The sequence below is a fragment of the Stenotrophomonas geniculata genome (assembly GCF_034508895.1).
Taxonomy (GTDB): domain Bacteria; phylum Pseudomonadota; class Gammaproteobacteria; order Xanthomonadales; family Xanthomonadaceae; genus Stenotrophomonas; species Stenotrophomonas geniculata.
Genome location: NZ_CP140571.1, coordinates 3,078,799 through 3,092,979, shown reverse-complemented (window position 1 = coordinate 3,092,979; position 14,181 = coordinate 3,078,799). Strand labels below are relative to the sequence as shown.

Sequence of the window (14,181 nt, the reverse complement as noted above, 5' to 3'; positions counted from 1 at the left end):
CTGACAGATGTGTCGACCAAGGTCGACACCTACCGACAGCACACTGAATCTGTCGGAGGTGGGGCGGTGTCGGAGTGCGGGGTGTCAGCCGCATGGGCCCGAGGCATGCCTCGGGCGGGTTGGGCAGGACGCCCAACCCCGGTCTTGCCGTGTGCGCAGGAAAGCGCACACGAGCAAGCGGCTGCCAAGCCTACACGGACGTACTTGCGGCGTCCCCGCACTCCGACACCACCCCGCCAAACCACGGACAGTCCGCTGTTGCTGTTGCTTCGGCCTTTTGCCGTTGCTTGAAAGCCTCTGCGGGTGCCGGGCGCCGCCCGGCCGACTTCCGCCACTTGCGGTGGCAGCGACGGCCCACTAGCCTTCGGCCGTCGTTCACCACCCAAGGACCGCCCGTGAAACACCGTCATCTCCTGCTGGCCTCGGCAGTCGCCGTCGCCACGCTGGCCCTGGCCGCCTGCAAGAAGGAAGCTGCCCCAGGCACCGATACCGCCAGCAGCAGCGCCCCGGCCGGCGAAACCGCCGACCAGTTCGTGGCCCGCATCAATGCCGAATTCAAGGCCGCCTACCCGGAGATGACCTCGGCACAGTGGCTGTCCTCCACCTACATCAACAGTGATTCGGAACGCATCGCGGCCAAGGCCAACGAGCGCTCGCTGACCCAGCTCAACAGCTGGATCGAGCAGGCCGCCAAGTTCGATGGCAAGCCGATGAGCGAGGACAGCAAGCGCGCGATCCACCTGCTGAAACTGATGTCCTCGATGCCGGCGCCGCGCGATCCGGCCAAGCTGGCCGAGCTGACCCAGATCGCCACCCGCATGGAAGGCAGCTACGGTGCCGGCAAGTACTGCACCGACGCCAACGATCCCAACTCCTGCCGCCAGCTGGGCGAGCTGGAACAGGTGCTGGCACGCAGCCGCGATTACGACAAGCAGCTCGACGCCTGGCAGGGCTGGCACAGCACCACCAAGAGCATGCGCGGCGACTACCAGAAGTTCGTCGGCCTGGTGAACGAAGGTGCCAAGGGCATGGGCTTCACCGATGCCGGCCAGATGTGGCGCAGCGGCTACGACATGCCGCCGGAGCAGATCGGCCCGGAAACCGATCGCCTGTGGGAACAGGTCAAGCCGATGTACGAGCAGCTGCACTGCTACGCACGCGGCAAGCTGGACAAGACCTACGGCAAGGACAAGGCCGAAGTGGGCAATGGCCTGATCGCGGCGCACCTGCTCGGCAACATGTGGCAGCAGGACTGGTCGAACCTGTGGGACCAGCTGGAACCCTACCCCGGCGCCGGCAGCCTGGACATCACCGCGGCACTGGAAAAGCAGTACCAGACCAACCTGAGCGCGGCGCTGGCCAAGGCCGGCAAGGACGCCAACGTGGCCGCCCAGTACAAGGCGCAGCGTGAGGCCGAACTGCGTACCGCCAAGCAGATGACCGAGCGCGCGCAGGACTTCTACGTGTCGCTGGGCATGCCGTCGCTGCCGCAGTCCTATTGGGAAAAGACCCAGTTCATCAAGCCTGACGACCGCGACGTGGTCTGCCACGCCAGCGCCTGGGACATGAACATGGAAGGCGACGTGCGCACCAAGATGTGCATCAAGCCGAACGAAGAGAACTTCACCACCATCTACCACGAGCTGGGCCACATCTATTACGACCTGGCCTACAACCCGCTGCCGCCGCTGTTCCAGGGCGGTGCCAACGATGGCTTCCATGAAGCAATCGGCGACACCATCGTGCTGGCGATGACGCCCAAGTACCTCAGCTCGATCGGCTTGGTCGATGCGCCGACCGAAAGCCGCGAGGCGGTCATCAACAACCAGATGCGCATGGCGCTGTCGGGCGTGTCGTTCCTGCCGTTCGGGCTGATGATCGACCGTTGGCGCTGGGGCGTGTTCGATGGCTCGATCACCGCCGACAACTACAACAAGGCGTGGTGGGACCTGAAGGCCAAGTACCAGGGCGTGGCGCCGGCCAGCACCCGTGGCGAAGAGTTCTTCGATCCGGGCGCGAAGTACCACGTGCCGGGCAACACCCCGTACACCCGCTACTTCCTGGCGCGCATCCTGCAGTTCCAGTTCTACAAGGGCCTGTGCGACGCGTCCGGCTACAAGGGCCCGCTGCATGAGTGCACCTTCTACGGCAACAAGGAAGCCGGCCAGAAGTACTGGGCGATGCTGAGCAAGGGTGCCAGCCAGCCGTGGCAGGCCACGCTGAAGGAACTGACCGGTACCGACAAGCTCGATGCCGGCCCGATGATCGAGTACTTCACCCCGGTCAACGAGTGGCTGAAGCAGCAGAACGAAGGCCAGATGTGCGGCTGGCAGGCCAACGCGGCCCCGGCAGCAAAATGAGAAAAGGGGCGGGTCCGCGAGGATCCGCCCCTGATGTTTCCGGTAGCGCCGGGCCATGCCCGGCGGCTCTTCATCGCACCGCTGCGCTCGCCGGGCATGGCCCGGCGCTACCCACGGCGGATCAGCTATTCTTCTTCGCCGCCATCGCCGCGGCCAGCTCGGCCTTGAATTCCTCGAAGGTCTGGCCTTTCTCCTGCGCTTCGGCCTGTGCGGCATCGCGCAGTGCATCGGAGTACATCAGGCGCACCGGCGTGCCATTGCGCTCGTGCAGCTCACCGGCCTGCATGATCAGCGCCAGCACCTGCGCAGCGCTCTCGCTGTGGCCCGCGATGCGGCCGTCCATGCCCAGCACCCATTCGCCGTCGCGGCGCACGACACCGGCCAGCAGGGTGCGCTGAGCATCGCGCAGTTCGGCATGCGGTTCCACCGGCGACGCCTGCGCGGCGGCCTTGTTGGCGGCCTGCTTTTCCTGGCGACGGCGCTGGTCGCGGCGGGTCTTGGAACTGGTGGACATGGTGCGGTACCGCTGCGAAGGGGGGCGCAAGGATAGCGCACCCCGCCCGCAGCGCTGCTTCACGCGTGCTCGATCCAGTCAGGTCAGTCCAGCACCTTGCCATGCCGCCAGTAGCCCATGAAGGTGATCGCGCGGCGGTCCAGCCCGCAATCGCGCACCAGGTGGCGGCGGATCGCCATCACCGCCCCCGCCTCACCCGCCACCCAGGCATACAGCGGACCGGCCACGCGGGTATCGGCCTGCTCCCAGAGGATCTGCGTATCGACGTCGATCTCCTCCAGCGCATCGCCGGCAGCCACGCTCGAGGTCGCTGCCAACCGCGCCTGGACCGCCTGCAGCAACGGCTGTCCGTAGGCAGCCTGCCCGCGCGGCAGCCAGACCAGCTCGGCGCTGGAGGGCGCCTTCAAGTGCACCGCATCACCGGCCTGCGCCACCTCCAGCAGCGCCAGCGTGCGCGGTGGGTCGACCATGGCCGCCAGTTCCTCAAGAATTCCGGCCACCGCCGGCAGCGCGGTTTCATCCGCCACCAGCAGCACCTGGCCGACTCCCGCCGGCGGTTTCCATTCCCAGCCTTCGCTGCTGTCAGCACAGTCGGCATCGGGGGCCAGCAGCACTACGCGGTCGCCCGGTCGCGCGTGGATGGCCCAGCGCGAGGCCGGCCCGGTCTCGCCATGAAGCACGAAATCAACGTCGACCTCGCCCTGCTCGGCGCGCAGGTGGCGGATGGTGTAGGTGCGCATGGGCGGGCGCTGGTCGTCCGGCAGCGCCCGGTAGCGCGGATACCAGTCCTCGCCGCTGGGCACCTGCGGCACGTCCTGGCCGGGCAAGGGGAAGAACACCTTGATGCGCTGGTCCGGGCCTTCGGTCTTCATCCGCGCCACGTCGGCACCAGTGAACACCATGCGGTCCAGGGAAGGGGAAAGAACGCGGCGCTCCTTCAGCGCCACCTCGAACAGGCGATAGGTCTGCTGCGCAGCCATGGGGGAACCTCATGCAACGACATCGGATCGGCTGGCTGTCGTGCATCCACGCACCGGCTGGCTGGAGTCCCCAGCCTAGTCCGGTCGTTCCTCGCCGCAAGCGTTACGGGCATCGCGGCCTGCCCTACCCCTGCGCACTGCTCAATGGCCCGTGCAGGCTGCCTGCGCCGCGCGTTCACGCTGGTGTTCCCAGTACCAGAAAACAAATCCGGCGCCGAAGAACGCGGCCTGGCCCAGCGCCAGGTGCAGCGGGCTGGCACTGAGCAGCGGCGACACCACGCCGGCCACCACGGTGCTGATCATCAGCTGCACGAAGGCCTGCAGCGACGAGGCCAGGCCGCGCTGGTGCGGGTACATGTCCAGCACCGCCAAGGCCAGGATCGGGAAGATCAGGGCCATGCCCATGCCGCCCAGGAAGATCGGCAGCACCGCCCACGGCAGCACGAACTGCGGCGACAGCGCCACGTAGCCGACATTCAGCAGCGCCGACAGCGCGCACAGGCTGAAACCGATGGCGACCTGGCGTGTGGGCGTGGTGTGCCCGGCCATGCGCCCGGACAGGAACGAGCCGGTGGTCATGCCACCGATGGTGGGGATGAACAACCAGGCGAAACCGCCCTCGCCCAGGTGCAGGTGCTGCATCACGAACACCGGTGCCGAGGAGATGTACAGGAAGATGCCGCCGAAACCGATGCTGCCGGCCAGCGCCAGGCGCAGGAAGCGCGGGTTGAAGCCGATGCGCACGTAGTCACGCAGCAGCACGCGCGGCGACAGCGGCACCCGTGCCTCGACCGCATGGGTTTCCGGCAGGAAGCGCGCGGTGGCCGCCAACAGCACCAGCCCGAACACCACCAGGAACCAGAAGATCAGCGGCCAGCCGGCGCCACTGAGCAGGATCCAGCCACCGATGATCGGTGCGATGGCCGGAGCGATGCCGAACAGCATCGACACCTGGCTCATCAGCCGCTGGGCATCGTGGCCGTGGTACAGGTCGCGGATCACCGCGCGGCCGACGATCATGCCGACACCCGCCGACAGGCCCTGCAGCGCGCGGAACGCCAGCAGCGTGGACAGGTCGGTGGACAGCGCGCAGCCGACCGAGGCGCCGACGAACACCACCAGACCGCCGAGGATCACCCGCTTGCGGCCCCAGGCATCGGACAGCGGGCCGTGCGCCAGACTCATCAGGCCATAGAACAGCAGGTACACGCTGATGGTCTGCTGCACCGCCACCTCGTCCACCGCCAGGCGCTGGGCCAGCTGCGGGAACGCCGGGAAGATGGTGTCGATCGAGAACGGGCCGAACATGGCCAGGCCGGCAAGCAGCAGGGCCATGCGGCGGGTGGAAGGGGCAACAGCGGCGGTCATGGAGGAAGCGTCCGGCAGGGCCATGCGGGGCACGCACGGCGGGCGCCGGTCCCGCAACAACGGGGACGGCGCCAGATGAATTCGGGTATCCGCCCATCATAGGTGGGGATTGCGCCTGATGCCATGCAGCACTGCACAAAACGCACGGCCGGGCCATCGGCCATTCAGGCGCGGCGGCACCGACCGGCGGCCGCTGGCCGGGCCCGCAACGGGCTATAATCGGCGGGCAACACGGTGGGAGAAGCGGAACACCGCTGCCGAAGGCGCAACGCCCGTAATCGCTCAGGCCCGATACCACCCGTAACACAACTCTGGAGAGACCGGTTCGATCCGGCGCCGAAGGGGCACGAAGCTGCGGTTTTCCGCGCTTTTAAACTCTCAGGCAAAAGGACAGAGGGGCGCCCCGCAGACCGCCGACCGGCGGCTTGTGCCCGTGCGTGTGCCCTTTCCTGACGGATCCTTCGCCATGTCCCAGAACACCCCTTCCCTGCGTGAGCTCGAGCACCACAACGCGTTCGTCGAGCGCCACATCGGCCCCAACGACGCCGAGATCGCGCAGATGCTCGATGTCGTCGGCCACGCGTCGCTGGATGGCATGACCGATGCCATCGTACCGGCCAAGATCAAGTCGCCGGCACCGCTGGCGCTGCCGGAGTCGATGACCGAAGTACAGGCACTGGCGAAGATCCGTGCGATCGCCGACAAGAACACCGTGCTGCGCAGCTTCATCGGCCAGGGCTACTACGGCACCCACACGCCGAACGTGATCCTGCGCAACATCCTGGAAAACCCGGCCTGGTACACCGCCTACACTCCGTACCAGGCGGAAATCTCGCAGGGCCGCATGGAAGCGCTGATCAACTTCCAGACCCTGTGCGCCGACCTGACCGGCATGGAAATCGCCAACGCCTCGCTGCTGGACGAAGCCACCGCCGCTGCTGAAGCGATGACCCTGGCCAAGCGTTCGGCCAAGTCCAAGTCGGACACCTTCTTCGTGCACGACGCCGTGCATCCGCAGACGCTGGAACTGCTGCGTACCCGCGCCGAGCCCATGGGCATCGTGCTGCGCGTCGGCACCCCGGCCGAAGCGCTGGAAGCGGAAGCCTTCGGCCTGCTGCTGCAGTACCCGGATACCTTCGGCCAGGTGGGCGACTACAAGGCGCTGGTCGATGCCGTGCACGCACGCGGCGGCCTGGTGGCCGTGGCCACCGACCTGCTGGCCCTGACCCTGCTGGCCGCCCCGGGCGAATGGGGCGCGGACATCGTGGTCGGCAACAGCCAGCGTTTCGGCGTGCCGTTCGGCTTCGGTGGCCCGCACGCCGCCTTCATGGCCTGCCGTGACGCCTACAAGCGCTCGATGCCGGGCCGCCTGATCGGTGTTTCGGTCGATGCCCAGGGCAACCCGGCCTACCGCCTGACCCTGCAGACCCGCGAGCAGCACATCCGCCGCGAGAAGGCGACTTCCAACATCTGTACCGCGCAGGTGCTGCTGGCGGTGATGGCCTCGATGTACGCCGTTTACCACGGCCCGGAAGGCCTGACCCGCATTGCCCGCCGCACCCATCGCCTGGCCTCGATCCTGGCCGCAGCGCTGCGCAATGCCGGCGTGCAGGTTGGTGGCGACTTCTTCGACACCCTGCATGTCACCGGCGTGCACGCCGATGAGATCCATGCCAAGGCCCGCGCCGCCGGCTACAACCTGCGCGCAATCGACAGCGACTCGGTCGGCATCAGCCTGGACGAGACCACCACCCGCGCCGACATCGTCGCCGTGGCTGCGGTGTTCGGTGCTTCGCTGGACGTCGACGCGCTGGATGCCAGCACCGCCGACGCGCTGCCGGCCGGCCTGCTGCGCCAGTCCGCGTTCCTGACCCATCCGGTGTTCAACACCCACCACAGCGAGCACGAACTGCTGCGCTACCTGCGTTCGCTGGCCGACAAGGACCTGGCGATGGACCGCACGATGATCCCGCTGGGCTCGTGCACCATGAAGCTCAACGCCACCGCCGAGATGATCCCGGTGACCTGGCCGGAGTTCTCGCAGATCCACCCGCTGGTGCCGGCCGACCAGGCGCTGGGCTACAAGGAACTGATCGACACGCTGGAAGCGATGCTGGTCGAATGCACTGGCTACGACGCGGTCAGCCTGCAGCCGAACTCCGGCGCGCAGGGCGAGTACGCCGGCCTGCTGGCGATCCGCGCCTACCACCGTTCGCGCGGCGAAGATCACCGTGACATCTGCCTGATCCCGGATTCGGCACACGGCACCAACCCGGCTTCGGCACAGATGTGCGGCATGAAGGTGGTGGTGACCAAGACCGATGCCAACGGCAACGTCGATGTCGAGGACATCCGCCTCAACGCCGAGAAGTACAGCGACCGCCTGGCCGCGATCATGATGACCTACCCGTCCACGCACGGCGTGTTCGAGGAAGAGGTGGTGGAGATCTGCGAGATCATCCACAAGCACGGCGGCCAGGTGTACACCGACGGTGCCAACATGAACGCCCTGGTCGGCGTGGCCAAGCCGGGCAAGTGGGGTTCGGACGTTTCGCACCTGAACCTGCACAAGACCTTCTGCATCCCGCACGGCGGTGGCGGCCCGGGCGTTGGCCCGTGCGCGGTCAAGGAGCACCTGGCGCCGTTCCTGCCGGGCAAGCTGGGTGACAACGGCCCGGTCGGCATGGTCAGCGCGGCCAGCTTCGGCAGCGCCTCGATCCTGCCGATCAGCTGGATGTACATCGCGATGATGGGCCGCGAAGGCCTGCGCAAGGCCACCCAGGTCGCGCAGCTCAACGCCAACTACATCGCCAAGCGCCTGGCACCGCACTTCAAGACCCTGTACACCGGCCGCAACGGCCTGGTGGCGCATGAGTGCATCCTGGACGTGCGCCCGCTGGAGAAGACCAGCGGCATCGGCGCCGAGGACGTGGCCAAGCGCCTGATCGACTTCGGTTTCCACGCACCGACCCTGAGCTTCCCGGTGGCTGGCACGCTGATGGTCGAGCCGACCGAGAGCGAATCGCTGCACGAGCTGGATCGCTTCATCGACGCGATGATCCAGATCCGCGAGGAGATCACCGCGATCGAAGACGGCCGCCTGGACCGCGAGGACAACCCGCTGAAGAACGCGCCGCACACCGCCACCGCGGTGACCGCCAGCGAGTGGACCCACGCCTACCCGCGTGAACTGGCTGCATTCCCGCTGGCCAGCCTGAAGCAGAGCAAGTACTGGCCGCCGGTGGCGCGCGTGGACAACGTGTACGGCGACAAGAACGTGATGTGCGCCTGCATTCCGGTCGATGCCTACAAGGATGATGAAGTCGAGGCTTGATTCCTCGCTGCATCGGTAAAGAGAACGGCCCGCGCAAGCGGGCCGTTTTCATGAGGGTGTGTGGACCAAAGTCCACACCCACAAACATCCGATCACGGGTCCGGCATCTGCCCCAGGCTCAACTGCCACGACACGCCGAAGCGATCCTGCACCCAGCCGTAGCGGTTGCTGAAGTCATAGTCGCCCACCGGCATCAACCAGTGGCCGCCCTCGCCCAGCACACGCGCGGCGCGCTCGAACTGCTCGGCACCGGAACACTCGACGAACAGCGAGATCGACGGGCTGAAGGTGAAGTCGTGCACGTCCAGGCTGTCAAAGCACAGGTAGTGGGTGCCGCCCAGCAGGAAGATGGCCTGGCGGACCTGCCCGGGCACGCCGGCACCGGCGCCGTCCGGATGGCGCTGCATTGCCAGCAGGCGGAAATCGGCGAAGGCTTCGGCGTACAGGGCCAGGGCGGCCTCGGCCTGGCCGGTGAACATCAGGAAAGGACGGCTGCGCAGCATGCGGTACTCCCGGTCGACGGGCCGCTGGCGGCCCACGCGATCAGGATGGCACGGCGGATGTATGCCTGCTGTAGAGCCGAGCCCATGCTCGGCTGGCGGCCACGCGAACAGCAGCCGACCGTGGGTCGGCTCTACAGAATCACGCCTCGCGCATGCGCCGCGCGATGGCGCTGCCAGCGGCGATCGTGGCAGTCAGCGCCACCATCGACAGGAACTGCAGGCGGGTGTGCGCCTCGCTCAGCAGCAGGCCGAAGATCAGCGCCAGGATCGCCAGCGCGCAGCAGGTCAGCCACGGGAAACCGGCCATGCGGAACGGCAGGCGAGTGCCCAGGCGATCGGCGCGGCGGCGCAGCACCAGCTGCGAGACCAGCGACAGCGTCCACACCAGCAGGCAGGTGGAACCGACGATGTTCAGCAGTACCGGCAGCACCCGGTCCGGAAACAGCAACTCCATCACCGTGGCGGCGAAGCCGAACAGCACGCTGGCCAGCACGGCGATCACCGGCACCTGGCGCGGATCGGTCCAGCCCAGCACGGCCGGCGCTTCACGGCGCTGCGCCAGCGAGTACATCATGCGCGAGGCGCCGTAGAGGTTGGCATTGAGCGCCGACAGCAGCGCGATCACCGCGATCAGGGTGATGGCAGTGCCGGCACCCGGAATACGGGCGATATCCAGCACGGCGGCGAACGGCGACTTCAGCGCCTCGCTGGTCCACGGCACCACAGCGATGATCACGCTCAGCGAGCCGATGTAGAACACCAGGATGCGCCACGCCACGGTGCGGATGGCACGGGCGATGCTGCGCTCCGGATCTTCGGTCTCCGCCGCCGCAACGGCCACGATCTCGGTACCACCGAAGGCGAAGACCACCACCAGCAGCGCGGCACCGATACCGGCCAGACCCTTGGGTGCGAAGCCGCCATGTTCGGTGAAGTTGCTCAAGCCCGGCGAGGTCACCTGCGGCAGCCAGCCCATCAGCAGCGCCACGCCGATGGCGATGAACGCCAGGATCGCCGCGACCTTGAGGATGGCGAACCAGAACTCAAACTCGCCGAAGTTCTTCACCCCGAGCAGGTTGATCGCGGTGAAGAACAGCATGAAGGCCAGCGCTGCCATCGGTACCGGCACCGCAGGCCAGACCGTGGCCAGCAACCCGGCCGCGCCCACCGCCTCGGCGGCGATCACGATCACCAGCTGCACCCACCACAACCAGCCGACCGTGGCACCGGCGGTGGCGCCCATGGCGTCGGCCGCATACACCGAAAACGCGCCGCTGGTCGGTTTGGCCGCCGCCATCTCGCCCAGTGCGTTCATCACGATGATCACCAGCGCGCCTGCGACCAGATACGACACCAGCACTGCCGGACCGGCCGCCTGCACGCCCACGCCCGAACCGAGGAACAGGCCGGCGCCGATGGCGCTGCCCAGGCCCATCATGATCAGCTGGCGGGGCTTGAGCGAATGCCCGAGGCGGGACGGCGAAGCGGTCGGAATCGAGTTGGGCATCGGCGGGGCTGGCGGCGGGCTACAGGGGCGACACCTTACCCTGTCCCATGCCTGCGGGGATAGGCACAGCGCAGCAGGCGGCTCAGGCCAGCGCTGGCTCGCCGACACTGCCGCCGATGCGGGCGCGGTAGGCGCGCGGCGAGAAACCGGTTTCAGCCTTGAACTTGCGGGTAAAGGCGCTCTGGTCGCTGAAGCCGCAGGCCTGGCCGATGCAGGCAATGCTGTCGTCGCCGTGCAGCAGGTGCATGGCCATCTGGATGCGCAGCCGGGTCAGCACCTGCTGCGGGGTCATCTGGAACACCTTTCGGAAACTGCGCTCCAGCTTGGACAGCGAAAAGCCGGTGATGTCCAGCAGGGTCTGCATGCGCACGTTCTCGGCGTAGTGCGCATTGAGGTGGGCCAGGGCCAGCCGTAGCTGCTCGTACTGGGTACCGAGGCTGTCCTTCTGGCCGAGGTCGCGGGAAATGCCGATCAGGCCCTCGATGGCCCCATCGACCACCAGCGGGCGCTTGCAGGTCAGGCACCAGCCCGGTTCGCGGTTGGCGAACAGGTGCAGCTCCATCAGGTTCTCGATCACCTCGCCGGACAGCACGCGGGCATCCTGGTCGACATAGTCCGCACTGAGGCCGGTCGGGTAGATCTCGGCCGCCGTGCGCCCGATCACGTCCTTGCGCGCGCGCAGGCCCAGCCGCCGCAGCATGGTCTGGTTGACGTGGGTGTAACGCCCCTGAAGGTCCTTGATGAAAAACAGCACATCCGGGATGGCGTCGAACAGGGCTTCGATGTCGGCGGGCTCGACTCGCATGGAGCAAGCATACCCGAGCCTGCTTTTGCCTGTACGTTCACCTCTGCCGGACCTCGGTTTAACGGGGCTGGTTCCAGTGTCGTGGTTCCTTCTGATGATCCGGAGCCAACGTCAATGGCCGCCAGCAAGCCGACCGGCAAGCGCGCAACCGCCCCTGCCGAAAACCACCGCCGGGGCGACGGCGATGAACTGCACCAGCAGGCCGGGGGCACCCATCCGGTGATGACCACCGACCAGGGCATCCCGGTGGCGGACAACCAGAACTCCCTGCGGCAAGGGCCCCGAGGGCCCACGCTGCTGGAGGACTTCATCCTGCGCGAGAAGATCACCCACTTCGATCACGAACGCATTCCCGAGCGCATCGTGCACGCACGTGGCAGCGCAGCACACGGCTACTTCGAGCTGACCCGGTCACTGGCCGCCCATACCCGCGCGCGCATCCTGACCGAGGTAGGCGTCAGGACGCCCGTGTTCACCCGTTTCTCGACGGTAGCCGGCGGCGCGGGCTCGGTGGATACCCCCCGCGACGTGCGCGGCTTCGCGGTCAAGTTCTATACCAAGGAGGGCAACTGGGATCTGGTTGGCAACAACATTCCGGTGTTCTTCATCCAGGACGCCATGAAATTCCCGGACCTGGTGCACGCAGTGAAGATGGAACCGGACCGTGCGTTTCCGCAGGCCGCCACGGCCCACGACACCTTCTGGGATTTCATCTCGCTCATGCCCGAGTCGATGCACATGATCATGTGGGCGATGAGCGACCGCGCCATACCGCGTTCGCTGCGGATGATCGAAGGCTTCGGTGTGCACAGCTTCCGCCTGCTGAACGAGGCGGGAGAGTCGACCTTCGTCAAGTTCCACTGGCGGCCCAAGCTGGGTATCCAGTCCACGGTCTGGGACGAAGCGTTGAAACTGCAGTCGGCCGACAATGACTTCCATCGCCGCGACCTGTTCGAGGCCATCCAGCGCGGCGACTTTCCCGAATGGGAACTGGGAGTGCAGCTGTTTACGGAAGAAGAGGCCGACGCATTCCCGTTCGATCATCTGGACCCGACCAAGATCATTCCCGAATCGCTGGTGCCGTTGCAGGTCATCGGGCGCATGGTGCTGGACCGCTGGCCGGACAACTTCTTCGCCGAGACCGAGCAGGTGGCGTTCTGCCCGGCCAACGTGCCACCGGGCATCGACTTCAGCAACGACCCGCTGCTGCAGGGGCGCCTGTTCTCCTATCTGGACACCCAGCTGCTGCGCCTGGGCGGCCCGAACTTCCACCAGATCCCGGTGAATGCGCCCAAGTGCCCGTTTGCCAATCATCAGCGCGACGGCCACATGCAGATGCAGGTGCCCAAGGGCCGGGTGGCCTACGATCCCAGTTCGCTGCAGGAGGACACCCCGCGCGAGACGCCTGCCGGATTCCGCAGCCATGCCAGCGCCGACGATGGTCGCAAGGGTCGCACCCGCGCGGAGAGTTTCGCCGACCATTACAGCCAAGCCCGCATGTTCTTCCGGAGCCTGGAAAAGCCGGAGCAGGCGCACCTGGCATCGGCGCTGGTGTTCGAGTTGTCCAAGGTGGAAACGCTGAAGGTGCGGGAGCGTACCGTCAGCCACCTGCGCAACATCGACGAATCATTGGCGCAGCGCGTAGCTGATGGGCTCGCGTTGCCTGCACTGCCCGACCCCGCGCCGACCGCCACGCCGGTGCAGGACATGCCTGCCGCTCCCGAGGTGCGCGTGATCGGGCGCAACAAGCCCACCCTGCAAGGGCGCAGCATCGGCATCCTGTTTGATGAGGGCTCCGACGCGCGCGTGATGGCCAGCCTGAGCAAAGCGGCCCGGAAGGCGGGTGCAGACGTGAAGCTGGTCGCGCCCAAAGTAGGCGGCGCCACGCTGAGCGATGGGGCGATGCAGACGGCGGATGGGCAACTGGCGGGCACGCCATCGGCTGTGTTCGATGCGGTGGCCGTGGTGCTCAGCCCGGAAGCCGCGAAGGCCTTGTCGAAAGAGAGTGCAGCCGTCGAATTCGTCAGCCAGGCGTGGGCGCACCTGAAGGCCATCGCCAGCGACGCAGGCGGCCAGACGCTGCTGAAGGCGGCGCGGGTCGGCAACGATGCCGGCATCGTCGAAGCGGAAGACGCCAAGGCCTTCCTGGCGGCGGCCGCCACCCGCCAATGGGCGCGTGAACCGAAGCTGCGCCTGCTGGCCTGACTACTACGACAGGAGATCCGTCATGCCCCGTGGTGACAAATCCGCATATACCGAGAAACAGAAGCGCCAGGCCGAGCACATCGAGGAAAGCGAACGTGATCGCGGCGCGAGTGAAGGCACCGCCGAGCGCATTGCCTGGGCCACCGTGAACAAGCAGGACGGTGGAGGCAAACGTAGCGGCAGTGCCCGCAAGGGCGCGAAGAAGGCGACCAGCAAGAAGGCTGCCAAGAAGGCGCCTGCCAGGAAGTCGGCCACAAAGAAGGCCACGACCAAGGCGACGGCAGCGAAGAAGGCACCTGCGAAGAAGGCGGTGGCGAAGAAGGCACCGGCTCGCAAGACCGCGACAAAGAAGGCCACAAAGAAGACGGAGAAGAAGGCTGCGGCCAGGAAGACGGGTACGGCCGCCTCGCGGAGCGCCGCCGCAAAGAAGGCAGCCAAGACGCGGGCCGCGAAGAAGACCGTGCGCAAGGCGGCGGCGAAGAAAGCTGCGCGTACGCGTACGCGTGCGCGCGCCTGAAGCGTCGGTCAGGGGGGGAGCGTCCTCATCCATGCGGCAACTTCGGCTGCGTCAGCACGGCCTTCAGCAGTAGACGGGCTCCTTCCAG

General features: G+C 66.9%; 10 protein-coding genes and 1 riboswitch. Of the genes, 4 read left to right on the top strand and 6 right to left on the bottom strand.

Annotation, left to right across the window (positions count from 1 at the left end):
- Nucleotides 1-395: 395 nt before the first annotated feature.
- Nucleotides 396-2,360, top strand: a complete 1,965-nt coding sequence (locus RI032_RS14120; RefSeq protein ID WP_053443371.1) for a M2 family metallopeptidase — start codon at nt 396-398, stop codon at nt 2,358-2,360.
- Between the two features lie 121 nt (nt 2,361-2,481).
- On the opposite strand, the gene RI032_RS14115 is transcribed toward RI032_RS14120, so the two are convergent.
- From RI032_RS14115 to RI032_RS14105, 3 genes are all read right to left on the bottom strand, one after another.
- A complete protein-coding gene (locus tag RI032_RS14115) occupies nt 2,482-2,874 on the bottom strand; it encodes a hypothetical protein (RefSeq protein WP_019338658.1) in 393 nt (130 codons plus the stop codon).
- 83 nt (nt 2,875-2,957) lie between these two features.
- Nucleotides 2,958-3,854 (bottom strand): siderophore-interacting protein, encoded by an 897-nt coding sequence (locus RI032_RS14110; RefSeq protein WP_019338659.1) that lies wholly within the window; start codon nt 3,852-3,854, stop codon nt 2,958-2,960.
- Between the two features lie 141 nt (nt 3,855-3,995).
- Nucleotides 3,996-5,222 (bottom strand): multidrug effflux MFS transporter, encoded by a 1,227-nt coding sequence (locus RI032_RS14105; protein WP_010482798.1) that lies wholly within the window; start codon nt 5,220-5,222, stop codon nt 3,996-3,998.
- A gap of 301 nt (nt 5,223-5,523) precedes the next feature.
- A riboswitch (glycine riboswitch) is annotated at nt 5,524-5,626 on the top strand.
- A 62-nt stretch (nt 5,627-5,688) separates the two neighbouring features.
- On the opposite strand from RI032_RS14105, the gene gcvP reads away from it, so the two are divergent.
- Complete coding sequence (gcvP, locus tag RI032_RS14100; protein WP_019338660.1) at nt 5,689-8,556, top strand: aminomethyl-transferring glycine dehydrogenase; 2,868 nt, start codon at nt 5,689-5,691, stop codon at nt 8,554-8,556.
- Nucleotides 8,557-8,648: 92 nt separating this feature from the next.
- Here gcvP and RI032_RS14095 read toward each other — a convergent pair whose 3' ends face one another.
- The 3 genes from RI032_RS14095 to RI032_RS14085 all read right to left on the bottom strand — a co-directional run bounded on the left by RI032_RS14095 (nt 8,649) and on the right by RI032_RS14085 (nt 11,371).
- On the bottom strand, nt 8,649-9,059 hold the full coding sequence (locus tag RI032_RS14095; RefSeq protein ID WP_005410627.1) for a VOC family protein: 411 nt from the start codon (nt 9,057-9,059) through the stop codon (nt 8,649-8,651).
- 139 nt (nt 9,060-9,198) lie between these two features.
- Nucleotides 9,199-10,566, bottom strand: coding sequence for an amino acid permease (locus tag RI032_RS14090; RefSeq protein ID WP_043399061.1), 1,368 nt, complete (start codon nt 10,564-10,566; stop codon nt 9,199-9,201).
- A gap of 82 nt (nt 10,567-10,648) precedes the next feature.
- Nucleotides 10,649-11,371 carry an AraC family transcriptional regulator gene (locus tag RI032_RS14085; RefSeq protein WP_043399063.1) on the bottom strand — a complete coding sequence of 241 codons (723 nt, stop codon included), beginning with the start codon at nt 11,369-11,371 and terminating at the stop codon, nt 10,649-10,651.
- A gap of 114 nt (nt 11,372-11,485) precedes the next feature.
- On the opposite strand from RI032_RS14085, the gene RI032_RS14080 reads away from it, so the two are divergent.
- Together RI032_RS14080 and RI032_RS14075 are read left to right on the top strand one after the other, a co-directional pair.
- A complete protein-coding gene (locus tag RI032_RS14080; RefSeq protein WP_322548272.1) occupies nt 11,486-13,576 on the top strand; it encodes a catalase in 2,091 nt (696 codons plus the stop codon).
- 22 nt (nt 13,577-13,598) lie between these two features.
- Entirely contained in the window at nt 13,599-14,093 is a 495-nt protein-coding gene (locus tag RI032_RS14075; RefSeq protein WP_322547172.1) for a hypothetical protein, read from the top strand.
- Nucleotides 14,094-14,181 lie beyond the last annotated feature (88 nt).